The sequence below is a fragment of the Lysobacter sp. HDW10 genome (genome assembly GCF_011300685.1).
GTDB lineage: Bacteria > Pseudomonadota > Gammaproteobacteria > Xanthomonadales > Xanthomonadaceae > Solilutibacter.
This window is the reverse complement of the sequence record NZ_CP049864.1, coordinates 1,306,540-1,331,043: the sequence shown is the minus strand read 5'-3', so window position 1 is coordinate 1,331,043 and position 24,504 is coordinate 1,306,540. Positions and strand designations below refer to the sequence as shown.

Annotated in this window: 19 protein-coding genes and 5 tRNA genes; 2 read left to right on the top strand and 22 right to left on the bottom strand. The window is 57.0% G+C overall.

The features are described from left to right. Positions 1-160: 160 nt before the first annotated feature. The 22 genes from rpoC to G7069_RS06205 all read right to left on the bottom strand — a co-directional run bounded on the left by rpoC (position 161) and on the right by G7069_RS06205 (position 22,078). Positions 161-4,414, bottom strand: a complete 4,254-nt coding sequence (gene rpoC / locus G7069_RS06310; RefSeq protein WP_166295381.1) for a DNA-directed RNA polymerase subunit beta' — start codon at positions 4,412-4,414, stop codon at positions 161-163. Next, complete coding sequence (rpoB, locus tag G7069_RS06305) at positions 4,414-8,580, bottom strand: DNA-directed RNA polymerase subunit beta (RefSeq protein WP_166295380.1); 4,167 nt, start codon at positions 8,578-8,580, stop codon at positions 4,414-4,416. Before rpoB ends, rpoC begins: the two co-directional genes overlap by 1 nt. A gap of 233 nt (positions 8,581-8,813) precedes the next feature. After that, a complete protein-coding gene (gene rplL / locus G7069_RS06300) occupies positions 8,814-9,188 on the bottom strand; it encodes a 50S ribosomal protein L7/L12 (RefSeq protein WP_166295379.1) in 375 nt (124 codons plus the stop codon). A gap of 70 nt (positions 9,189-9,258) precedes the next feature. Further along, positions 9,259-9,798 carry a 50S ribosomal protein L10 gene (rplJ, locus tag G7069_RS06295; protein WP_166295378.1) on the bottom strand — a complete coding sequence of 180 codons (540 nt, stop codon included), beginning with the start codon at positions 9,796-9,798 and terminating at the stop codon, positions 9,259-9,261. Positions 9,799-10,110: 312 nt separating this feature from the next. After that, positions 10,111-10,809, bottom strand: a complete 699-nt coding sequence (gene rplA, locus G7069_RS06290) for a 50S ribosomal protein L1 (protein ID WP_166295377.1) — start codon at positions 10,807-10,809, stop codon at positions 10,111-10,113. A gap of 4 nt (positions 10,810-10,813) precedes the next feature. Then, positions 10,814-11,242: a 50S ribosomal protein L11 gene (gene rplK / locus G7069_RS06285; RefSeq protein WP_166295376.1), complete on the bottom strand. Its 429-nt coding sequence runs from the start codon at positions 11,240-11,242 to the stop codon at positions 10,814-10,816. 66 nt (positions 11,243-11,308) lie between these two features. Continuing rightward, positions 11,309-11,920 (bottom strand): transcription termination/antitermination protein NusG, encoded by a 612-nt coding sequence (gene nusG / locus G7069_RS06280; protein ID WP_166295375.1) that lies wholly within the window; start codon positions 11,918-11,920, stop codon positions 11,309-11,311. A 19-nt stretch (positions 11,921-11,939) separates the two neighbouring features. Then, positions 11,940-12,326 carry a preprotein translocase subunit SecE gene (secE, locus tag G7069_RS06275; protein WP_166295374.1) on the bottom strand — a complete coding sequence of 129 codons (387 nt, stop codon included), beginning with the start codon at positions 12,324-12,326 and terminating at the stop codon, positions 11,940-11,942. 24 nt (positions 12,327-12,350) lie between these two features. Next, positions 12,351-12,426, bottom strand: a tRNA-Trp gene (locus tag G7069_RS06270). A 109-nt stretch (positions 12,427-12,535) separates the two neighbouring features. Continuing rightward, on the bottom strand, positions 12,536-13,726 hold the full coding sequence (gene tuf, locus G7069_RS06265; protein ID WP_166295373.1) for an elongation factor Tu: 1,191 nt from the start codon (positions 13,724-13,726) through the stop codon (positions 12,536-12,538). Positions 13,727-13,753: 27 nt separating this feature from the next. Beyond that, positions 13,754-13,829 (bottom strand) — tRNA-Thr (locus G7069_RS06260). Positions 13,830-13,862: 33 nt separating this feature from the next. Then, positions 13,863-13,936 (bottom strand) — tRNA-Gly (locus G7069_RS06255). Positions 13,937-13,991: 55 nt separating this feature from the next. Continuing rightward, positions 13,992-14,077 (bottom strand) — tRNA-Tyr (locus tag G7069_RS06250). A 91-nt stretch (positions 14,078-14,168) separates the two neighbouring features. Further along, on the bottom strand, positions 14,169-15,203 hold the full coding sequence (locus tag G7069_RS06245) for an isoaspartyl peptidase/L-asparaginase (RefSeq protein WP_166295372.1): 1,035 nt from the start codon (positions 15,201-15,203) through the stop codon (positions 14,169-14,171). Between the two features lie 9 nt (positions 15,204-15,212). Further along, a complete protein-coding gene (gene ychF, locus G7069_RS06240) occupies positions 15,213-16,304 on the bottom strand; it encodes a redox-regulated ATPase YchF (RefSeq protein WP_166295371.1) in 1,092 nt (363 codons plus the stop codon). 16 nt (positions 16,305-16,320) lie between these two features. After that, on the bottom strand, positions 16,321-16,899 hold the full coding sequence (pth, locus tag G7069_RS06235; protein ID WP_166297604.1) for an aminoacyl-tRNA hydrolase: 579 nt from the start codon (positions 16,897-16,899) through the stop codon (positions 16,321-16,323). A gap of 50 nt (positions 16,900-16,949) precedes the next feature. After that, complete coding sequence (locus G7069_RS06230) at positions 16,950-17,639, bottom strand: 50S ribosomal protein L25/general stress protein Ctc (RefSeq protein WP_166295370.1); 690 nt, start codon at positions 17,637-17,639, stop codon at positions 16,950-16,952. Positions 17,640-17,719: 80 nt separating this feature from the next. Continuing rightward, positions 17,720-18,676, bottom strand: a complete 957-nt coding sequence (locus G7069_RS06225; RefSeq protein ID WP_166295369.1) for a ribose-phosphate diphosphokinase — start codon at positions 18,674-18,676, stop codon at positions 17,720-17,722. A 91-nt stretch (positions 18,677-18,767) separates the two neighbouring features. Next, positions 18,768-18,843, bottom strand: a tRNA-Gln gene (locus tag G7069_RS06220). Continuing rightward, on the bottom strand, positions 18,842-19,708 hold the full coding sequence (ispE, locus tag G7069_RS06215) for a 4-(cytidine 5'-diphospho)-2-C-methyl-D-erythritol kinase (protein WP_240912497.1): 867 nt from the start codon (positions 19,706-19,708) through the stop codon (positions 18,842-18,844). Before ispE ends, G7069_RS06220 begins: the two co-directional genes overlap by 2 nt. Continuing rightward, the gene (gene lolB, locus G7069_RS06210; protein WP_166295367.1) at positions 19,705-20,373 is read right to left on the bottom strand and encodes a lipoprotein insertase outer membrane protein LolB; all 669 of its coding nucleotides are present in this window, start codon (positions 20,371-20,373) and stop codon (positions 19,705-19,707) included. The genes ispE and lolB overlap by 4 nt, the downstream gene beginning before the upstream one ends. Before the next feature lies 1 nt (position 20,374). Then, positions 20,375-22,078, bottom strand: coding sequence for a tetratricopeptide repeat protein (locus tag G7069_RS06205; protein ID WP_166295366.1), 1,704 nt, complete (start codon positions 22,076-22,078; stop codon positions 20,375-20,377). Positions 22,079-22,143: 65 nt separating this feature from the next. On the opposite strand from G7069_RS06205, the gene hemA reads away from it, so the two are divergent. Both hemA and prfA read left to right on the top strand, forming a co-directional pair. After that, positions 22,144-23,427, top strand: a complete 1,284-nt coding sequence (gene hemA, locus G7069_RS06200; protein ID WP_166295365.1) for a glutamyl-tRNA reductase — start codon at positions 22,144-22,146, stop codon at positions 23,425-23,427. After that, the gene (gene prfA, locus G7069_RS06195) at positions 23,399-24,484 is read left to right on the top strand and encodes a peptide chain release factor 1 (protein WP_166295364.1); all 1,086 of its coding nucleotides are present in this window, start codon (positions 23,399-23,401) and stop codon (positions 24,482-24,484) included. Before hemA ends, prfA begins: the two co-directional genes overlap by 29 nt. The last annotated feature ends 20 nt before the right edge of the window (positions 24,485-24,504 follow it).

Genomic DNA, 24,504 nt, shown 5'->3' with positions numbered 1-24,504 from the left:
AGTTAGACGAAAAAGTATAGCCGGCCTGACGCCTGCGCGTCAAACCGGCAAAACTTCATTAATCCCCTCATCCGTGAACTGGACACGAAGCGCCTATCCTTAGCACTTCTTTCCAGAATCTGGAGGCGACCTGGGTCGCCTCTAACCCGTTAAGTATAACTCAATTTTCGGACGTTGCAGCCGGTTCGTCACCTTCAAACATCATGACTTGCGGTGCAGCGATTTCTTCGACGTCCACCACCGACGGTTCGGCGGCCAACACGTCCAGTTCGTCTTCGCTCAACAGGCCTTCGGCCTTGCGACGACGTTGGGTGTGATAGGCCAGACCCGTACCGGCCGGGATCAGACGGCCGACGATGACGTTTTCCTTCAGGCCGCGCAGGTTGTCGCGGGTACCACGAACCGCTGCCTCGGTGAGGACGCGGGTGGTTTCCTGGAAGGACGCTGCCGAGATGAACGATTCGGTCGCCAACGAAGCCTTGGTGATACCGAGCAAGACCGGCACCGACTTGACTTCGATTTCCTTACGGGCGGCAATCGAACGGTTTTCGTCGATGACGCGTTGACGTTCGAGTTGTTCGCCAGCCAGGAAGCGGCTATCACCGGCATCGGTGATTTCGACCTTACGCAGCATCTGACGGATGATCACTTCAATGTGCTTGTCGTTGATCTTCACGCCTTGCAAGCGGTACACGTCTTGGATTTCCTTGACGAGGTAAGCGGCCAATTCCTCGACACCCTTCAAACGCAGGATGTCTTGCGGATTCGGTTCGCCGTCCACGACGGTATCGCCCTTCTCCACGTGTTCGCCTTCGAACACGATGATTTGGCGGTACTTCGGAATCAGCTCTTCGTGTTCCTGACCTTCCGGTCCCTTGATGATGAGGCGCTGCTTGCCCTTGGTGTCCTTACCGAAGCTGACCACGCCCGAGATTTCGGACAGGATCGCTTGATCCTTCGGCTTACGTGCTTCGAACAAGTCGGCCACGCGCGGCAGACCACCGGTGATGTCGCGGGTCTTCGACGCTTCTTGCGGAATCTTCGCAACCACGTCACCCACGCCTACGGAGGCACCATCTTGCAAGTTCACGATCGAGCGCGGCGGCAACAGATATTGCGCCGGCAAGTCGGTACCCGGGATGTTGAGGTCCTTGCCTGCTTTGTCGACGATGCGAACCACTGGGCGGAGGTCCTTGCCTTGCGAGCCACGACGTTTCGGATCGGTGATTTCACGCGATGCGAGGCCGGTGAGTTCGTCGGTCTTCTCGATGACGGTGACGCCGTCGATGAAGTCGATGAAGCGCACGAAACCTTGCACTTCCGAGACGATCGGGTGGTTATGCGGATCCCAGTTGGCGATCGTTTGGCCGCCCTTCACTGCTGCACCATCGTGCACCGTGATGGTTGCGCCGTACGGCAGCTTGTAACGTTCGCGCTCACGGCCGTGCCCATCGAGCACCGACACTTCGCCCGAACGCGACACTGCAACCACGTTACCGTTGGCTTGTTCAACGAACTTCAAGTTGTTGAACTTGACCGTACCCGTGGTCTTCACGGTGATGTTGTCGATTGCAGCTGCACGCGATGCCGCACCACCGATGTGGAAGGTACGCATGGTGAGCTGGGTACCCGGTTCACCGATGGATTGTGCTGCGACGACGCCGACGGCTTCACCCATGTTGACCAAGTGACCGCGACCGAGGTCACGACCGTAGCAGTTGGCGCAGACGCCGAACGGTGCTTCACAGGTAATGGTGGAACGCACCTTCACCAGCTGCACGCTGTTGTCTTCGAGCGTCTTCACCCATGCTTCGTCGAGCAAGGTGTTGCGGGTCACGATCGGTGCATCGTCGTTGCCCGGCAAGTACACGTCTTCAGCGACGATACGACCCAACACGCGATCGCGCAGCGGTTCAACTTCGTCACCGCCTTCGATGATCGGCGTCATGGTGATGCCTTCCATCGTGCCGCAGTCGTCGAGCACGATGACCACGTCTTGCGCGACGTCGACCAGACGACGGGTCAGGTAACCCGAGTTCGCCGTCTTCAATGCGGTATCGGCCAAGCCTTTACGTGCACCGTGGGTCGAGATGAAGTACTGAAGCACGTTCAGACCTTCGCGGAAGTTCGCGGTGATCGGCGTTTCGATGATCGAGCCGTCCGGCTTGGCCATCAAACCACGCATACCTGCGAGCTGACGAATCTGTGCTTGCGAACCACGAGCGCCGGAGTCGGCCATGATGTAGATGGAGTTCATCGACTTTTGATCGATGGTTTCACCCTTCGCGTTTTGCACCTTTTCGGTACCGATGGTGTCCATCATCGCCTTGGCGACTTTTTCGTTCGTGCGCGACCAGATGTCGACGACCTTGTTGTAGCGTTCGCCGGCGGTCACGAGACCCGATTGGTACTGCTCTTGGATTTCCAGAACTTCTTGTTCTGCGTCGGCCAAGATGTCTTTCTTTGCATCCGGAATGGTCATGTCATCGATACCGATGGACACGCCCGCACGCGTTGCGTAACGGAAACCGGTGTACATCAGTTGGTCGGCGAACACGACGGTGTCCTTCAAGCCCAACATGCGGTAACAGGTGTTGATCAAGCGGCTGATGTTTTTCTTCGACAGCTCGGTATTCACCAGCTCGTAGGGCAAGCCCTTCGGCATGATTTCTGCGAGCAATGCGCGACCGACCGTCGTTTCGACGATGCGGGTGCGGGTTTCTTCGCCCACGGTTTCGGTGATACGCACCTTGACCTTGGCATGCAGTTCGACCACACGGCCGCCTTCGTCATGTTGTGATTCGTATGCACGCTTCACTTCAGAGACGTTGGCAAACACCATGCCTTCGCCACGCTTGTTTTCAAGCGCGCGGGTCATGTAGTACAAGCCCAACACGACGTCTTGCGACGGCACGATGATCGGCTCGCCGTTGGCCGGCGACAGGATGTTGTTTGAGGCCATCATCAAAGCACGGGCTTCAAGCTGTGCTTCGATCGACAACGGCACGTGGACAGCCATTTGGTCACCGTCGAAGTCGGCGTTGAATGCCGTACACACGAGCGGATGCAATTGGATGGCCTTGCCTTCGATCAGGACCGGTTCGAACGCTTGGATACCGAGACGGTGAAGTGTCGGTGCACGGTTCAACAACACCGGGTGTTCGCGGATCACTTCTTCCAAGATGTCCCAGACTTCAGCTTCTTCGCGTTCAACCAACTTCTTCGCCGCCTTGATGGTGGTGGCGAGGCCGCGCGATTGCAGCTTGGAGAAAATGAAGGGCTTGAACAATTCAAGCGCCATCTTCTTCGGCAGACCGCATTCGTGCAGACGCAAGGTCGGGCCGACCACGATGACCGAACGGCCCGAGTAGTCGACGCGCTTGCCGAGCAAGTTTTGACGGAAGCGACCTTGCTTACCCTTGATCATGTCGGCGAGCGACTTGAGGGCGCGCTTGTTGGTACCGGTGATGGCACGACCGCGACGGCCGTTGTCCATCAATGCGTCCACCGATTCTTGCAACATGCGCTTTTCGTTGCGCACGATGATGTCGGGGGCGGTCAGTTCAAGCAGACGACGCAGACGGTTGTTACGGTTGATGACGCGACGATACAGATCATTGAGATCCGACGTTGCGAAACGACCACCATCCAGCGGCACCAAAGGACGCAAGTCCGGCGGCAACACCGGCAGCACCGTCATGATCATCCATTCCGGACGGTTGCCCGACTCTTGGAAGGCTTCGATCAATTTGATGCGCTTGGTGAAACGCTTGAGTTTGGTTTCTGACGAGGTCGATGCGATCTCTTCCTTCAGATTGACCAACTCGCTTTGCAAGTCGATTTCTTTCAGAAGTTCGAACACGGCTTCGGCACCCATGCCGGCTTCGAAGTCCTTACCGAACTCTTCGCGGGCCAACATGTATTGCTCTTCGTTGAGCAATTGGCGCGGTTCGAGCGTGGTGAGGCCTGCGTCGGTGACGACGTAGGCTTCGAAGTAGAGGATGCGTTCGATATCACGCAGGCTCATATCCAGCATCAAGCCAATGCGCGACGGCAAGGACTTCAAGAACCAGATGTGTGCCACCGGCGATGCGAGGTCGATGTGACCCATGCGTTCGCGGCGGACTTTGGCCAGGGTGACTTCCGTGCCGCACTTTTCGCAGACGACGCCACGGTGCTTCATGCGCTTGTACTTGCCGCAGAGGCATTCGTAGTCCTTGATCGGTCCGAAGATGGCCGAGCAGAACAGGCCGTCACGTTCCGGCTTGAAGGTGCGGTAGTTGATGGTTTCCGGCTTTTTGACTTCACCGAAAGACCACGAACGGATCATGTCCGGCGAAGCGAGCGCGATCTTGATCGCGTCGAAGTCCGGCAACGCACGCTGCATGTTGAACAGATTGAGAAGATCTTTCATTAGTGTTCCTCCAACTCCATGTTGATGCCGAGCGAGCGGATTTCCTTCAACAACACGTTGAACGATTCCGGCATACCCGCCACCATTTCGTAGTTGCCATCCACGATGTTCTTGTACATCTGGTTACGGCCCTGCACGTCATCCGACTTCACAGTCAGCATTTCTTGCAAGGTGTAAGCAGCACCGTAGGCTTCCAGTGCCCAGACTTCCATTTCACCGAAGCGCTGACCACCGAACTGCGCCTTACCACCCAGCGGTTGCTGCGTGACCAACGAGTACGGACCGGTGGAACGTGCGTGCATCTTGTCGTCGACCAAGTGGTTCAACTTCAGCATGTGCATGTAACCCACGGTGGTCTGACGATCAAACGCTTCGCCGGTACGACCGTCGTACAACTGCGTTTGACCCGAGACCGGCAAGTCAGCCAATTCGAGCATGGCTTTGATTTCCGATTCAGCGGCGCCGTCGAACACCGGCGTTGCCATCGGTACACCGTCGGTCAGATTGCCGGCGAGACGCATCAGCTCATCATCACTGAATTGCTTGAGGTCAACGCGTTGTTCGTGTTCGATGGTGTCGTGGTTGTAGATCTTGTCGAGGAACTTACGCAGTTCGGAGACAGCGGTCTTCGCATCCAACATGCGTTGGATTTTCTGACCGAGACCCTTCGCTGCCCAACCCAAGTGGACTTCGAGGATCTGACCGATGTTCATACGTGACGGCACGCCGAGCGGGTTCAGCACGATGTCGACGGTTTGACCGTCGGCCATGTACGGCATGTCTTCCACCGGAACGATGTTCGACACCACACCCTTGTTACCGTGGCGGCCTGCCATCTTGTCGCCCGGTTGGATGCGGCGCTTCACAGCAAGGAACACCTTGACCATCTTCAGCACGCCCGGTGCCAAGTCGTCACCTTGTTGGATCTTCGAACGCTTGTCTTCAAAGCGACGTTCGAATTCCTTGGTGTGCAGTTCGATTTGATTTTGAGCACGTTCGATCGCGTCTTGCGCTTCGTCGTCCTTCATCTTCAATGCGAACCACTGCTTGCGATCGAGTTGATCGAGCACGAGCGAGGTGATGGTTTCACCCGACTTGACGCCTACCCCACCCTTCGCGGTCTTGCCGAGCAAGACTTGACGCAGGCGTTGGTAGATCGCGGCTTCGAGGATCAAACGTTGGTCGTCGAAATCCTTCTTAACGCGACGGATTTCTTCTTCCTGGATCTTCAATGCGCGCTTGTCGCGGTCGACGCCGTCACGGGTGAAGACTTGCACGTCAATGACGGTGCCGTCCATGCCCGGGGGCACGCGCAGCGAGCTGTCTTTCACGTCCGAGGCTTTTTCACCGAAGATTGCGCGGAGCAGTTTTTCTTCCGGTGTCAATTGGCTTTCGCCCTTCGGCGTGACCTTACCGACCAGGATGTCGCCCGAACGCACTTCCGCGCCGATGTAGACCACGCCGGAATCGTCGAGGCGATTCAAGGCATGTTCGGACACGTTCGGAATGTCTTGCGAGATTTCTTCCGCACCGAGCTTGGTGTCACGCGCTTGGCAGACGAGCTCTTCGATGTGGATCGTGGTGTAACGGTCTTCTTCAACGACGCGTTCTGACAACAAGATCGAGTCTTCGAAGTTGTAGCCGTTCCACGGCATGAAGGCCACGAGCATGTTCTGACCGAGTGCCAATTCACCGATGTCGGTGGACGGACCATCTGCCAGCACGTCGCCGCGTGCGATCACGTCACCCACGTTCACCAACGGGCGTTGGTTGATACAGGTGTTTTGGTTTGAACGGGTGTACTTGACCAAGGTGTAGATGTCGACGCCGGCATCGGTTTCACCCGAGATTTCGGCTTCGTTGACCTTGACCACGATACGGCCCGCATCGATTTGCTCGATGACGCCACCGCGGCGTGCGTTCACGGTCACACCGGAGTCACGTGCCACGGCGCGTTCAATACCGGTACCCACCAGCGGCTTTTGCGCGTGCAATGTCGGCACGGCTTGGCGCTGCATGTTGGCACCCATCAATGCGCGGTTTGCGTCATCGTGCTCAAGGAACGGCACGAGTGCAGCAGCGACCGAGACCGTTTGCATGGGCGAGACGTCCATGAAGTCGATTTCGCTCGGCGGACGCAACATCGACTCACCTTGGAAGCGGCAAGCGACGAATTGCGCGGTGATGTTACGGCTTGCGTCTTGCGTGGCGTTGGCCTGTGCAATGACGTATTCGTTTTCTTCAATGGCCGACAGGTATTCGATTTCGTCGGTGACCTTGCCGTTCACAACTTTGCGGTACGGGGTTTCGAGGAAGCCGTAACCGTTGGTGCGTGCGAACACAGCCAGCGAGTTGATCAAACCAATGTTCGGACCTTCAGGCGTTTCGATCGTACACACGCGACCGTAATGCGTCGGGTGAACGTCGCGGACTTCGAAGCCTGCGCGTTCGCGGGTCAAACCACCCGGGCCGAGGGCCGACACGCGACGCTTGTGCGTGACTTCCGACAGCGGGTTGTTTTGATCCATGAACTGCGAGAGCTGCGACGAACCGAAGAACTCTTTCATTGCGGCCGCGACGGGCTTGGCATTGATCAAGTCTTGCGGGGTCAGGCCGTCGGTTTCTGCCATGGTGAGGCGTTCACGCACGGCACGTTCAACGCGGACCAAGCCCACGCGGAAGGTGTTCTCGGCCATTTCACCGACCGAACGCACGCGACGGTTACCCAAGTGGTCGATATCGTCGACGCCACCACGGCCGTTGCGGATTTCAGTCAACACCTTGATGACATCGAGGATGTCAGAGGCATTGCCATTGCGTTCGACGTAGCGCTTGCTTTCTTCGTCGTTGCGGTCTTGGAAGTAACGCGCGTCATACAAGATCGGCGAGCCTTCGACTTCGCGACGGCCCAAACGACGGTTGAACTTCATGCGACCCACCGACGACAAGTCGTAACGGTCGAAGGTGAAGAACAAGTTGTGGAACAGGTTTTGCGCAGCGTCCTTGGTCGGCGGTTCGCCCGGACGCATCATGCGATAGATTTCGACCAATGCATCGAGCTGGGTCTTGCTGTGGTCGATGCGCAGGGTGTTCGAAATGTAGGCGCCGCGATCGAGATCGTTGGTCCAGATCGTACCGACAGACGAGATTTCAGCCTTACGGAACGCTTCCAGATGGGCTTCAGTGATTTCGTCATTGGCGGTGGCGATGAGTTCGCCGGTCGCCGGGTCGATGACGTCATGCGACAACACGCGGCCGATCAAGTAGCTGTCCGGCACGGCGAGCGCAGCAATCGCAGCGTCGTTCAATTGCTTGACGTGACGTGCGGTGATGCGCTTACCGGCTTCCACGATGACCTTGTCGCCATCGGCGAGGTCGAACTCGAGGGTTTCACCCCGCAGGCGATCCGGCACGAGTTCGAGTTCAACGCCTTCATTCAAGATATGGAAGGTGTTGATTTCGTAGAACTCGTTGAGCATTTCCTCATTCGAGTAACCGAGGGCGCGCAACAAGATCGAGACCGGCAATTTACGACGGCGGTCGATACGGGTGTAGAGCGCATCCTTCGGATCGAATTCGAAGTCGAGCCAGGAGCCACGGTAAGGAATGATGCGTGCGCTATAGAGCAGCTTGCCCGAGCTGTGGGTCTTGCCACGGTCGTGGTCGAAGAACACACCCGGCGAGCGGTGCAATTGCGACACGATGACGCGCTCGGTGCCGTTCACGATGAACGTACCGTTTTCGGTCATCAGCGGGATTTCGCCCATGTAGACGTCTTGTTCTTTGACGTACTTGACCTTCTTGTCTGACGACTCGCGGTCGTAGATGACAAGACGGACTTTGGCGCGCAAGGGCGCACCGTATGACAGGCCGCGGTTACGGCATTCGCGCTCGTCGAACGGCGGCTCACCCAAGGTGTAACCCGCATATTCGAGTGCTGCGAAACCGTTATTGCTGCGGATCGGGAACACCGACTTCAAAGCTGCGTGCAGGCCTTTGTCGTCGCGTTTGTCCGGATCTTTGTCGGCCTGCAGGAATTCCCTGTAGGAGTCGACTTGGATGGCGAGCAGGAAGGGCACCTCGAGGATTGCGCGGCGCTTGCCGAAATTCTTTCGAATGCGCTTCTTCTCGGTGAAAGAGTATTGCTGTGCGGATGTATTCGCCATGATTTTGAAACCACCTTCAATTGAGGCCAACGGATCGCCGTTGGAACTGTCAGGAAATCGCCTTGCGGCGCTGTGCTGTCAGTTGGAAGTCGCTGATATTGCCGGCACCAGCACGCCCTCTACTACCACTTCCAAATCGCGTGTATTGCGGTATTTCATAAAACGGCCAAAGGCCGGGGGCGAACCCCCAGCCTTGGCTTGGCTACCTACGAGTGCAGGCAGCGCACAGAAACTTACTTGAGCTCGACTTGAGCGCCAGCAGCTTCCAGGTCCTTCTTCATCTTTTCTGCGTCTTCCTTCGAAGCGCCTTCCTTCACGGTTTGCGGTGCGCCTTCGACCATGTCCTTGGCTTCCTTCAAGCCGAGGCCGGTGATTGCGCGAACTGCCTTAATGACTTCAACCTTCTTATCGCCGGCAGCCTTCAGGATGACGTTGAATTCGGTTTGTTCTTCAGCAGCAGCAGCCGGGCCAGCAGCCGGACCAGCCATCATGACCGGAGCAGCAGCGGTGACGCCAAACTTTTCTTCGATAGCTTTGACGAGTTCCATGACTTCCATCAGCGACTTGGTGGCGATGGCGTCAACGATTTGTTCGTTGGTAAGCGACATTGTGAGTACCTTCAATTAATGTTTCGGATGAGAACCGGTGTTCTGGTTCGCGTAAATAAGACGGTGCGGATTATTCCGCTGCAGCGGTTTCGGTTGCTTCTTCGGCAGGTGCGGCATCGCCACCACCTTGCTGATCGGCAACAGCCTTGACCACGCGTGCGAACATCGTTGCCGGCTCGGCCAAGACGCGGGCAAGCATGCCCAGAGCTTGTTCGAGGGTCGGCAGCGAAGCGAGCACTTCGACGTGGCTAGCCGGGTAGGATTGACCACCCACGACTACCAACTTCGGTTGCAGCTTGTCGTTGCTCTTAGCGAATTCCTTGACCAAGCGACCGGCAGCGCCGGGCTCTTCCAACGAAAATGCATAGAGGAGCGGACCGACCAATGCGTCTTTAGCGCATTCGAATTCGGTACCGTCCACGGCACGTGCAGCCAGCGTGTTCTTGACAACTTTCAAGTACACACCGGTTTCACGAGCCTTTTTGCGCATCGCGGTCAATTGCTCAACCGTGGTGCCTGCATATTCGGCGGCGATCAGGGAATGGGCCTTCGAGGCAACGTCAGACACTTCTGCGACGACGTCTTTCTTTTGGTTCAGATTAAGAGCCATTGGCATTCCTCTTTTCGAATTTCCGCAACCGGCTCCAGCCGGGTACGGGCTCAATCAACACCCTCCGTGGTGTCGGGGATGCAAGCATCCCTAGGTGCCGGCTTCCGAATCGAGGTAAACCCCGAAACATATTGGAAGGGCGACCATCTACGCAGGTTGTCCTTTGCGGGACAGGATTAAGCAGCCTCGCTTTGTTCGACGGCGATTCCTTGCCGTGTCGAGCTTCCGTGCCCGTCGTCGAACTGCGCCGACCGCACCTGCGGTCTTTGATGGCGTCGCGCAACTTGCGTTGCGCGGGCCTTCAAAATTTTCTTACTTCAGGTTCAGGGTCGATTGGTCGACCGTGACGCCCGGGCCCATCGTCGAGCTGATGGCGATCTTTTGCAGGTAGGTGCCCTTCGAGGTCGACGGCTTGGCCTTGACCAGATCGATGAGCAACGCTTCCAGATTGTTCTTCAGCTTGCCTGCATCGAAATCGGCCTTGCCGATCGTGCAGTGAATGATACCGGCCTTATCTGTACGGTAACGAACCTGGCCGCCCTTGGCGTTCTTCACTGCTTCACCGACGTTCGGGGAAACGGTGCCGACCTTCGGGTTCGGCATCAAGCCGCGCGGACCGAGCACGGTACCGAGCTTACCGACAACGCGCATTGCGTCCGGGGTTGCGATGACGACGTCGTAGTTCAGATCACCGGCTTGCATTTTTTCAGCCAGGTCATCCATACCGACGATGTCTGCGCCAGCAGCCAAGGCTTCTTCAGCCTTCGCACCTGCCGGGACAAACACTGCAACGCGAACCGACTTACCGGTGCCTTCCGGCAACACGGTGGAGCCGCGAACTTGTTGGTCCGATTTACGTGCATCGACGCCGAGACGCACAGCAACGTCGACCGATTCAACAAACTTGGTCTTGCTGTTGTCTTTGACGATCTTCAATGCTTCGTCGATGGCATATGCCTTGCCTTGTTGCACGGCAGCGGCGATGTTCTTTTGACGTTTTGACTGTGCCATGGGATTAGCCCTCCACCGACAGGCCCATCGAACGGGCTGAACCCGCGATGGTGCGAACAGCTGCGTCCAGATCTGCAGCAGTCAGATCAGGCTCTTTAGCCTTTGCGATTTCTTCAAGTTGCTTGCGCGTGACCTTGCCCACCTTTTCGGTGTTCGGACGCTTCGAGCCCGACTGGATGCCCACAGCCTTCTTCAGCAAGATGGTCGCCGGCGGCGTCTTGGTGATGAAGGTGAAGGTTTTGTCGGAGTACGCGGTGATCACGGTCGGAATCGGCAGACCCGGTTCCAGCTTCTGCGTAGCAGCGTTGAACGCCTTACAGAATTCCATGATGTTGAGGCCGCGTTGGCCGAGTGCCGGACCGACCGGCGGCGAAGGGTTGGCTTGACCCGCCTTCACTTGCAGCTTGATGTAACCAATAACTTTCTTTGCCACTTTCTTTCTCCTTCGAGTTCAAACGCAGGACGTGCGCCCTGCTCCTCGTCTTTGGGGTTTTACAACTTACTTTTGTTTCTCGACCTGACCGAACTCAAGTTCGACCGGGGTGGAACGACCGAAAATCAACACGGCCACACGGACCTTGCTCTTTTCGTAATTGACTTCTTCAACCACACCGTTGAAATCGTTGAACGGGCCATCGACCACGCGCACCAACTCACCGGCTTCAAACAGCACTTTCGGACGCGGTTTTTCGACGCCTTCTTGCACGCGATCAAGGATGCGCGCAGCTTCTTCGTCGGTGATCGGCAACGGACGGTCGGCAGTGCCGCCGATGAAGCCCATGACCTTGGAGGTTTCCTTGATCAAGTGCCAGCTTTCGTTGTCGATACGCGGAATGCCGTTTTCTTTGTTCGTTGCGATCTGCACCAAAACGTAGCCCGGGAAGAACTTGCGTTCTGAACGACGTTTTTGGCCCGAACGCATTTCAACCACTTCTTCGGTCGGGACGATGACGTCACCGAACTTGCTTTGCATGTCGTAATTGACGATGCGTTCGCGAAGTGCCTGAGCAACGGTCTTTTCGAAACCGGAATACGCGTGCACGACGTACCAGCGCAGGTTGCGGCTGTCGTCGATGTTCGTTGCGATTTCTGTTTGCGTTGCTTCGGTCATGTTTTGTCCAAATCCCTTATCAGCGTGACAACAGCCACTTAATGCCTTGCGCGATGATTGCATCGAAGCCAAAAAGAATGAGGCTGAAGATCACGACGACGATCATGACGATCCACGTCATACGCATGGCTTCTTGGCGCGTCGGCCAAACGACCTTGCGGAGTTCGAAAATCGACTCACGCACGAATTCGCGCAGTTTCGGGCCTTTCGTGCTTGTCATGAAGACGAGCGCGGAAACTACCATGCCACCCACCACGGTCAGGATGCGCACCAAGGTGCTCCACTGACCTTCGAACCAGTAGTAGGCGAAGACGCTTGCTGCAAGCAACAAACCGGCAACGACGAACTTCGCCGTATCGGCGCCGTTGTTCGCTTTGGGTTTGTTCTGAACTGCTTTGCTATTCACGCTTAATCGAACCCTTCGATGGAGTGGCACGCCAGGAGGGACTCGAACCCCCAACCTGCGGTTTTGGAGACCGCTGCTCTGCCAATTGAGCTACTGGCGTAAAACTTTAAAACTATGGTGTTGCATTAAACGACAAGGGCGAACGGTGTTCCGTTCGCCTTTGTGCGCGTATCAAGTGCGCTTTTTAAGGCGCCTCTCAAACAAGAGGTTTACTTGATGATCTTTGCCACCACGCCGGCGCCGACGGTACGGCCACCTTCGCGGATTGCGAAGCGCAGACCTTCGTCCATGGCCACCGGGTTGATCAAGCTGACAACCATCTTCACGTTGTCGCCCGGCATCACCATTTCAACGCCTTCCGGCAACTCAACCGCACCGGTGATATCGGTGGTACGGAAGTAGAACTGCGGACGGTAACCCTTGAAGAACGGCGTGTGACGGCCACCTTCGTCTTTCGACAACACATACACTTCGGCTTCGAAGTCGGTATGCGGGTTGATCGAACCCGGCTTGCACAACACTTGGCCGCGCTCAACGTCGTCACGCTTCGTACCACGCAGCAACAAGCCTGCGTTGTCGCCTGCTTGACCTTGGTCGAGCAGCTTGCGGAACATTTCAACGCCGGTCACGGTCGTCTTCTGGGTCGGACGGATACCGACGATTTCGATTTCTTCGCCAACCTTGATCACACCGCGTTCGATACGACCGGTCACCACGGTGCCGCGGCCCGAGATCGAGAACACGTCTTCCACCGGCATCAAGAACGGCTTGTCGACGTCACGTTCCGGTTCCGGAATGTAGGTGTCCAATGCGTCAACGAGCTTCAGGATCGCCGGCACGCCGATGTCCGATTGGTCGCCTTCCAATGCAAGGCGGGCCGAACCGTGGATGATCGGGGTGTCGTCGCCCGGGAAGTCGTACTTCGAGAGCAATTCACGCACTTCCATTTCGACGAGTTCGAGCAATTCTGCGTCGTCAACCATGTCAGCTTTGTTCAAGAACACAACAATGTGCGGCACGCCCACTTGGCGCGACAACAAGATGTGTTCACGGGTTTGCGGCATCGGGCCGTCAGCGGCCGAACACACCAAGATCGCGCCGTCCATCTGCGCTGCACCCGTGATCATGTTCTTCACGTAGTCGGCGTGTCCCGGGCAATCCACGTGCGCGTAGTGACGCGTCGGGCTTTCGTATTCAACGTGCGCGGTCGAGATCGTGATACCACGTGCCTTCTCTTCCGGTGCAGCGTCGATCGCCGAGTAATCTTTGAATTCACCACCGAAACGCTCAGCGCCAACCTTCGTCAGTGCTGCCGTCAAGGTCGTTTTGCCATGGTCAACGTGACCAATCGTGCCCACGTTTACGTGCGGCTTCTTGCGCTCAAACTTTTCCTTTGCCATGTCGCGTCTCGGTTTGGTATTTGAAAGTGGTGCTCACGAATGGAATCGAACCATCGACCTCCTCCTTACCAAGGAGGTGCTCTACCGACTGAGCTACGTGAGCGGAGTTTTACTGTTACCCGATAAAGCAGTTCTTTGGAGCGGGAGACGGGAATCGAACCCGCACTAGTAGCTTGGAAGGCTACAGTTCTACCATTGAACTACTCCCGCATCGGGAACATCTTCAACATCAGTTTTTTTCGTACCTTCTTCGATATTTTGAAGATGGTGGAGGGAGGTGGATTCGAACCACCGAAGGCGTAAGCCAGCAGATTTACAGTCTGCCCCCGTTGGCCGCTTGGGTATCCCTCCGCCGAAACCGACTGGCGGTGAAAGAGCCGACTATTCTGAAGCTGATCCGGGGTTATGTCAACGCTTCATGAAAGATTGTTTTACGCCGTGATCAGGGCTTGGCTGGACGCGTATCGCCTGCAAATGCTTCATCTGCAAAGATCGCGACATGCGGCACGCCATCCGCACCGATCCAGCCCCGGAACATGCCGTCCGTGTTGAACGGGAACGCGAATTCGCCGGAATTGGCGAGCACAATGGCCCCGCCGTCGCCGCCCATCTCGACGATGTCCTTGTTAATGATCGCTTGACCCGCCTGCGCGGGGGTCTCGTTCAGGTACTTCATGCGTTCACATACCGCGCTCGCTGCGTGGCTGCGGATGAAGTATTCGCCCCAGCCTGTGCCAGAGACACCGCAGCGGGTATCTGCCCAGGTGCCGGCGCCAATAATCGGCGAGTCGCCGACGCGGCCCCAGCGCTTGTTCATCATCCCGCCGGTGGAGGTGCCTGCCGCGAGACCACCGCTGGCATCCAGGGCCACCGCACCGACCGTGCCGAAATGCTTCACGACTTCAACGTCGGTGACGGCTGTTTTGCGTTTTTCCTGCTCAAGCACACGTTGCAGCTGTTTCCAGCGCTTTTCCGTCTTGAAGTAGATGGGATCCACCAGGGTTAAGCCCTGCTCTTTCGCAAAGGCCTCGGCACCGTCGCCCACCAACATCACGTGGCTGGATTTCTCCATCACCGCACGTGAGGCAAGGATAGGATTGCGAATGTGATGCACGCCCGCCACCGCACCGGCACGACGGGTCTTGCCTTCCATGATGGAACTGTCCAGCTCGTTTTTGCCGTCATGCGTGAATACGGCACCTTTACCCGCGTTGAAATGCGGGCTGTCTTCCAGCACCGTAATTGCGGCGGTCACCGCATCGACCGCAGGCTTGCCTTGCTTGATTTGTTGATAGCCGTCTTTCAAGGCCTTCTTCATGGCCGTACGAATTTCTGCCTCGTCTTGCGCGCTCATCGTGCGCTTAATGACGCCGGCACCCCCATGAATGATGAGGACGGCACGCGGTTGTTCCGCGGCTTGCGCACTGAAAAACGTCGTTGCGAAAAGTGCGGCAGTCAAAACGGTTGAACGAAGCATGGCGAGTCCTTAAACGTTGAATCGGAAATGCAAGATGTCACCTTCTTGCACACGATACTCCTTGCCTTCCAAACGCAAACGACCGGCTTCTTTGCAGCCTTGCTCGCCCTTGTACTTGATGAAATCGTCGTAGCTCATCGTTTCGGCACGGATGAAGCCTTTTTCGAAATCGCTGTGGATGGCGCCTGCAGCTTGCGGTGCCGTGCAGTTCTTTTTCACGGTCCATGCGCGCACTTCTTTCACACCGGCGGTGAAATAGGTTTGCAGGCCGAGCAAGGCATATGCGGCGCGGATGACGCGATTCAAACCGGGTTCTTCCAGCCCAAGATCGGCGAGGAAGGTATCGCGGTCTTCGTCTTCCAACTGCGAGAGCTCTTCTTCAATCGCAGCCGACACCGGCACAACTTGTGCGCCTTCGCTTTCGGCGCGCGCACGGACGGCGTCGAGATGCGCATTGTTTTCGAAACCGTCCTCGAGCACGTTGGCGACATACATCACCGGCTTGCTGGTGAGTAGGAACAAATCACGGATGAGCACCGAGTCTTCATCGCTCAAACCCATTGCACGCACGGGCTTACCTTCGTCGAGCAGTGTGCGAACGCGACCCAAAACTTCTGCGCGTGCTTTTGCATCTTTGTCGCCCGACTTCGCGCTGCGTTCTGCGCGTTGCAATGCTTTTTCGACGGACTCGAGATCTGCCAACGCGAGTTCGGTATCGATCGTGTCGATATCGGCAATCGGGTCGACTTTGTTATTGACGTGAATCACGTCGGGGTTTTCGAAGCAACGCACGACATGCGCAATGGCATCCACTTCGCGAATGTGTGCAAGAAACTTGTTGCCAAGACCTTCGCCTTTTGCGGCGCCTGCCACCAAACCTGCGATGTCGACAAATTCGACGGCGGTCGGGAGGACGCGTTCGGGTTTGACGATTTCAGACAAAGCGGCCAAACGCGGGTCCGGCACTGGCACAACACCCGTGTTGGGTTCGATGGTGCAGAAAGGAAAATTGGCGGCCGCAATGCCGGCCTTGGTCAGCGCATTGAACAAGGTGGACTTGCCGACGTTCGGGAGACCCACGATGCCGCATTGAATTGCCATGATTGTTTCTTCCTGTTTATTTCGAGGTGTGCAGAATCTTCTGCGCTTCGTTGCGGTCGCCGGAAATGAAGCGCGGCATCACCGCGATTGCTTCGTCGACGCTGCGACCGATGAGAATGTCTTCGTCGTTGGTCGGGCGGCCCAGCACCCAGCCGGTGACGCGATCTTTGTGTCCCGGATGGCCGATGCCCACACGGAGACGATGGAACTTGCCGTGGCCCAACAAACGCATGATGTCGCGCAAGCCGTTTTGGCCGCCGTGGCCGCCGTCAAACTTCAGTCGAACTTGGCCTGTGGGCAAATCGAGTTCGTCGTGCGCGACCAGCATTTCGGCCGGATCGATTTTCCAAAACTGCAGCGCAGCGAGCACGGATTTACCGCTGAGATTCATGAACGTCGCCGGCTTCAACAGCCAGACGTCTTGACCTGCAATCGAAACCTTGGTGGTTTCGCCGAACAATTTGCCATCGACATTCCAGCGTGCGCCGGCATGGGATGCCAATTCGTCCACAAAACGAAAACCCGCGTTGTGGCGGGTTTTCGCGTGTTCTTGCCCTGGGTTACCAAGGCCGACAATGAGCCGGATCTTATCCATCATTCAATTGAATACGCGGACTGTGCAGACCGCGTATCCATTCAACATGATCAGGCTTCGCCGCCTTCTTCGGCAGCCGGTGCATCGCCTTCAGCAGTTGCTGCTGCATCTGCAGCGGCTTCCGCGGCAACTGCGTCGTCTGCAGCTTCGTCAGCAGCAGCGGTGCGGTTGAGGCGCGCCACGGCCACGGCCGGGTTGTGTGCTTCGTCGATCGGGTGGACCAACTCAACGCCCTTCGGCAGTTTGACTTCCGACAAATGCACGGTGTCACCGGTGCTGATCTTCGAGAGGTCAACTTCGATGAATTCCGGCAGGTCTTTCGGCAAGCAGGAGATTTCGACGTCGTTCAATTCGCTGGTGACCGAGACTTCGGAGTTCTTACCGGCCGGCGAGCTGTCGATGTTGATGAAGTGCAACGGCACGCGGGTGTGCAGCTTTTCGTTGGCCTTCACGCGTTGGAAATCCAAGTGCATGACGAGTTGCTTGTACGGGTGGCGTTGCATGTCGCGCAAAAGCACGCTTTCAACTTTGCCATCGACTTCAAGCGAAATGATCGAGGAATAGAACCAATCGTTTTGCTGGGCAAGCCACAGCGGTTCGTGGTCGAGTTCGATCGATTGCGGTGCGGTGTCACCACCGTAAACCACTGCCGGCGTACGACCTGCATGACGCAGGCGGCGGCTCGCACCCTTACCTTCGTCCTTGCGGCCATAAGCCTTGATTGTATGTTCAGTTGCCATGTTTGCTTACTCACTACAGTTGAAAAACCACATCGCTGTGGCTGGATGACTTACCCGCGACCAGATAAGTCTTTAAAAAATCAGTCGACGTACAACGAACTGACCGATTCACCGAACGCAATTCGGCGAATCGTTTCGGCCAGCATCTCCGCCACACTCAGTTGGCGAATTTTCGGGCATGCTTTCGCAGCCGCGCTGAGCGGAATGGTGTCGGTGACGACGAGTTCGTCCAAAGCGGACTTTGTGACGTTGTCGATGGCGGGGCCAGAGAGCACCGGATGGGTGATATAGGCCGCCACCTTCGCAGCGCCACGCTCTTTGAGCGCTGCAGCCGCGGCACATAGTGTACCCGCTGTATCGACAATATCGTCCACCAGGACGCAGTTCTTGCCCTCGACCTCACCGATGATGTTCATCACCGTGGCCACATTGGCCTTGGGACGACGCTTGTCGATGATGGCCAAATCGGCGTCATCCAAGCGTTTTGCGATGGCCCGGGCCCGCACCACACCGCCAACGTCCGGCGAGACCACGATCAGGTTCTCGGTGCCATAGGCACGCCAAATGTCGGCCAAAAGCAGGGGTGAGGCGTAGACGTTGTCGACCGGCATGTCGAAAAAGCCTTGAATTTGGTCGGCGTGCAGGTCGACCGTCAGCACGCTATCGGTCTTCACAGCGCTGAACATGCTGGCCGCGACCTTGGCCGTGATCGGCACACGGGCCGAACGCGGGCGACGATCTTGGCGTGCGTAGCCGAAATACGGCACCACGGCGGTCACTTTGCTGGCCGATGCGCGTTTTAACGCGTCGATCAAGACCAGGAGTTCCATCAGGTTTTCAGCGCTAGGGGCTGATGTCGACTGAATCACGAAAACGTCTTGTCCACGCACGTTTTCTTCAATTTCGACTTGGACTTCGCCGTCGGAGAACTTGCCGACAAGCGCTTTACCCGGGCGAATGCCGAGCTCTGCGCACACCGCCTCGGCGAGCGGCCGATTGGCATTACCGGTAAAAACGAGAAGGTTACGTTCGTCCATCGATACACCGCTCGGTTTTGAAACGTGGATGCCGGAAACAAAATCGGAAACCTCAGTACCCTGCGATTTCCGTTCTTGTTCTTATTCGAATTGGCAGGGGCGGAAGGATTCGAACCTACGCATGCCAGGATCAAAACCTGGTGCCTTAACCACTTGGCGACGCCCCTATTGAATTTTTTCCACTGCATCCAGCAGTGGCGACCGATCCGCACCTTGAACGATCCAAGATGCGCAGCCTGCAGGAACGAATCCTTGCGCCGCTTCAGCCGCTTGGCGCGAATCGCACTCGATGAACACCACACTTCCAGAGCCTGTCAGCTGCGGGATTCCCGCGGGCGACAATGCATGAAACAGGGCATCGACCGACTTTTCGCGCCTCCGAAGTACGGCTTCAAAGGCATTCACCTTGTCGACCCGCCCCTCGGCGAAGTCCGATATTGTGACGGCTCGGGAATCTCTCGTCAATTCCGGATCAGAAAAAAGCTCGGCCGTGGCCGCATGTACTTCCGGCTTCGCCAAGAGGTACCACGCAGGTGGCAGCGAAATGGGCTGCAAAACCTCGCCCATGCCGGTGGCAAACGCGTTTTTTCCGTGCACGAATACGGGTACGTCGGCACCTAATTCGAGCCCGACTTCTGCCAGTGTTTCGACGCTTAGTCCGCCATGCCAAAGCGTGTTTAGAGCAACGAGGACCGTGGCGGCGTCGGAAGACCCGCCCCCTAAGCCGGCGCCACTTGGGGTGTGCTTTTCAATGTCGATGTCCGCACCCAGCGGCGTCTGCAGTCGTGCTTTGAGCAGATGTGCCGCGCGAATGGCGAGATCTTCGCTTTCTGCCACGGCGGCATGTTGTGCACCGACGCGCGTAATTTTGCCGTCGTCACGCACGCGAATATGGAGCACGTCGCCCCAATTCAGCAGCCTGAAAACGGTTTGCAGTGCGTGGTAGCCGTTCGGCAACTTGCCCGTAATCTGCAAAAACAGATTCAGTTTTGCCGGCGCCGGAAATGCGTGTTGCGCGTGTGCCTCGTTCATCGACTGGGTGTCTGCGCCCATTGGTCAACAATCAGCCTGACTTGGTTGTCGGCTTTGCGCGCAAAAATGCGGCGCGGCAATCCTTGTGCATCCAAGCCTTCGAAAGACAATGTCCAGCCTGATTGGGTAAATCCGAGCAAGCGTGTCGCGGCTGTATCTTGGAACACCAGATCCGTCGTTTCAACGCCGGGTGCGGGGCGCGCTTGAATCCAATAGCGCATTTCCGTGACCGGTATCGTCCAGCCTGTGGCTTGCTTCAGCAAAGCGGTCGGATCTGCGCCGCTGCGTGGGCCGCCTTTCATGCCGTGCACGGTCGCTTGTGCGGGGGTGACTTCCAAACGCCAGCTTTGGCCTGTGATGGGTGCTGAAAGCGCGACCGTATAGGTGCGAAGTGTTTCTGCGTGCCAATCGATATTGGCATTGCCACCATCGCGCCCTTGGCTGATGGCGACGCGTCCTTCCAAGGCAAAACCCGAGCTTGCGTCGCTTTCAATGGCGTGCAGTTTTTCGCTCGCACGGTTGAGCGCATCGAGGGCATTCGCGCAGGTCGAAGATGTAGTCGCCGATGCACATGTCACCGCAGCGACCGGGGCCGTTGAGGACTTGGGCACGCTTGCGCAACTGGACAGCGCGGCAACGCCTAATGCGAGAGACCATTTGTACACGTCACACTCCAATCAATTCGATGGCGCGTCGCAAGGCGCGATTCTCAGGATCGATTTTCTTTGCCGTCGCAATCCAAGTCTTCGCTTCTTCGCGCTGACCCAGCTTCCACAGCACTTCGGCAATATGCGCGGCGATTTCCGCATCGCGCTGCAAGGCAAACGCGTGGCGAAGATGCGGCAAGGCCTCGCGTATTCGTCCAAGTCGATACAACACCCAGCCATAGCTATCGATGATGGCGGCATTGGAAGGCTCTGCCAGTCGTGCGCGATCGATCAATTGCAAGGCTTCGGCATAGCGCGTGGTGCGATCTGCCAAGGTGTAGCCAAGGGCGTTCAAAGCCATGGTGTTTTCTGGCTCTGTGGCTAAGATTGCGCGCAAATCGGATTCTGCTTTGTCGATGCGATCAAGACGCTCCCATGCCAAACCGCGCGCATAGAGCAAGGCGTTGTCGTCTGGCATTGCAGCTAAGCCACGGTTGTAGGCTTCGATCTCGCCTGGGCCGTCCTTTTCTTTTTGACGGAACTCGGCCTCTAAAACGAAGGCGTCGCGTCTTCCGTTGTCTGAAACCCGCGGATCACTCTGAAGCGTTTTCACTGCCGCATAGGCTTGAGCGGTTTTCTTTGTTTCAAAAAGAATGTTGGCGAGACGGATTTGCGCAGGCTCTCGCCAATCCGGATCGACAATCTTTTCGTACCAAGCGGTTGCCTGCGGAAAGCGCTTCAAAGTTTCGTCGACGCTGCCAAGAATCAGCATCAAACGTTGTGACTTCTGTGGGCGTGCGTTGATTTCTTGATAGAGCTTTGCAAGTGCCGCATCGTCTTCGGCTTTCGCAAGCATCGCCGCGCGCAAGCCGTAGGTATCGTCATCTTGCGTACCGGTGGCCATCACGCGTGCCGCGCTGAGGGGGTCGCCGTTCAAGTCGTATTCGTTCGCTACAAGAATGCGAAGGCGTGGATTCGTGCTCGCGTTCTTCTCTACGCTGGTTAACACGGCACGCGCTTCTTCGATGCGTCCTTCGTCGCGCAATTGCGATGCGCGCAACAACTGCACACGTGGCTCTGTTGGAAAGCGCGTGACAACTTCTGCCACCATGCGACGCGCAAGTTCGGGCTCACCTAAACGCTGCGCCAGGCCTGCAAAGGCAAGCCATGGATCCAACTGCGTCGGCAAGGCATTGGTATCTGCCAGTTTCTTCAGTACTTCTGCGCTAACGGCGACCTTGCGGCTACCGCTCGATAACACCAACAGCGCATAGCGCCAACCTTGCTGGTCTTTCTGCGCAATGAGTCTTGACGCCAGTCGCGTTGCTTCCGACACACGCGATTCGCGCAAGGCGAGGCTGAGTTCGGCCATATCAAACGTTGAGGTATTGGCTGTCGGATGACGTTTCCAAATGACCAAGGCTTGCTTCGCAATCTCATCTTCATCGGCGAGCAAGGCCAAACGTGTGGCGCGTTCTGCAAGGACGCCGTCGTCGGCTGCGCGCGCTGCATTCAAATACGACTGTGCGCCCTCTTTCAGGCGGCCTTGTTGGGTCGCAAATTCAGCGGCAAGGGTTTCGCGCATCACCTCAGGTGACGCAGGCTTTGATTGCGAACGATTCTCATCTTTCACCACTTGCTGCGCGTGGAGTGATGGCGCAAGCAAGAAAACCGTTGCGCAAAGTGCGCTGAAGATTGGCTTTCGAAGTGAAAAATCAAGCATTCGGCGAGTCCGGGCTTTAGAATGAGCAACTATCATGTTGAAGCTTATCCCAAGCGCCTGAACGTATGCCTCTGCATGCCATCGGCTTGAACCACCAATCCGCGCCTATTGCGATGCGCGAACGCGTTGCGTTTGAAGGCGAGCGCTTGGCGTCTGCGCTCGTTGCTTTGAAGGCGCAACCCGGGGTGCATGAGATTGCGGTTCTCTCAACGTGTAACCGCACAGAAGTCTATGCCGTCACCGACACGCATACATCGCCGGTCGCCGAATGGTTGGCGACGCACGCGGCGGGCAGTTCAGACCTGCATGACTACCTCTACACACACGGCGATGCCGAAGCCGCACGACATTTGTTTCGTGTCGCAACGGGCTTGGATTCTATGATTTTGGGTGAGCCGCAAATTCTTGGCCAAGTGAAGCAGTGTTGGAGTGAGGCGAAGTCGGCCGGCACACTCGGGCCACATTTGGATCGCCTCTTCCAACATGCGTTTGCCACGGCTAAGCGCGCGCGCACTGAAACTGCCGTGGGCAATAGCTCGGTGTCTGTCGCGGCCTCGGCCGTCAAGTTGTCGCGCGAGTCGTTTGTACGCCCGCAAGATGCCGCCATCTTGTTGGTGGGCGCAGGCGAAACGATAGAACTCGTTGCGCGTCATTTGCAGGCAGCCAAGCCAAAAGCTTTGATGTTTGCGAATCGCACCTTGGCGCATGCGCAAAATCTCGCCAGCCAGTACGGCGGGATTGCCTTGCCGTTGGAAGAACTGCCGCGCCACCTTGATGCCGCCGACGTTGTGTTTTCGGCAACGGCCAGCCAACTGCCGATCATTCAACGTGCGCATGTCGAGGCCGCATTGAAGACGCGCCGTCATCGTCCGATGCTGTTTATGGATTTGGCCGTGCCGCGCGACGTTGCAGCGGATGTGGCGCAATTAAAAGACGCGTTTGTCTATACCGTCGACGACCTTCATCGTGTCGTTGAAGAGAATGTGCAGACGCGACGTGATGCCGCCTCGGCCGCAGATGCCATCATCGATCTGCAGGTCGCCCGCTATATGGAGATGCTGGCATTGAATACGCATGGCAAAGAGGCGGTCCGCAAGATCCGTGCACATGGCGCGCGTGCACGCGAAGAGGCTGTGTCTCGTGCGAAGTCACAGCTTGCGGCCGGCCATCCGAGCGAAGCCGTGATTGAACAACTTGCGCACGCACTGACAAACAAATTGATGCACGCGCCGACGACAGCGATTCGACAAGCCGCAATTCAAGGTGATGCCGAGCTCGTTCGTGCAGCCGGCATCCTTTTCCCTAACGACGACACAGACGATGCTACCGGGACTCCGCCGCAAACTTGAAGCGCTCGCAGAGCGGCGCGAAGAGCTTGAGCGGATGTTGGCAGACCCAAGCGTCATCGGTGATCAAAACACCTTCCGCAAACTCTCGCGCGAATTCGCCCGGCTCGAACCGGTTGTAATTGCATTGGCGGCAGAACGTCAGGCGCGCGACGACTTACGCGCTGCAGAAGACATGCGCAGCGATCCAGAACTGCGAGAAATGGCAGAAGAAGAAGTTGCGTCCGCGCGGACGCGATTGGCCTCGCTGGAAGGCGAACTCATGGCGCAGCTGCTCCCGCGCGATGCACGTGATGACGGCAGCCTGTATTTGGAAGTGCGTGCCGGCACCGGTGGTGACGAGGCTGCGCTGTTTGCAGGTGATTTGTTTCGGATGTATTCGCGATTTGCGGAGCGTCAAGGTTGGCGTGTGGACATTGAGTCCGCCAACGAGGCAGAGCGTGGTGGTTACAAAGAAGTCATCGCGCGTATCGAAGGTGAAGGCGCATATTCGAAATTGAAATTCGAATCTGGCACCCATCGTGTGCAACGCGTGCCGGAAACAGAATCGCAAGGTCGAATTCACACTTCAGCTGCGACGGTTGCGATCATTGCCGAAGATGCAGGTGAAGTTGAGATCGAGATCAATCCTGCTGACTTACGCGTGGATACGTTTCGTTCGTCCGGCGCCGGTGGTCAACACGTGAACAAGACGGAATCGGCGATTCGCATCACCCACATCCCAACAGGCGTTGTTGTCGAAAATCAAACCGAGCGCAGTCAGCACGCGAATCGTGACAAGGCGATGCGTCGACTGAAGTCGATGTTGGTAGAAGCAGAAATTGAACGTCGTGACGCAGCGCAGGCAGCGGATCGCAAGTTGCAAGTGGGCAGTGGTGACCGTAGCCAACGCATTCGCACCTATAGCTACCCGCAGGGTCGCATTACGGATCACCGGGTGGAAGGCTTGACCTTGTACGATCTACTCGCCGTGATGGAAGGCAATTTGGATGTCTTGATTGCGCGACTGCAATCAGAAGCGCAGGCCGATGCACTGGCCAAATTAACCGACGAAGCCTGACGCACCGCGACGCGTTTTCA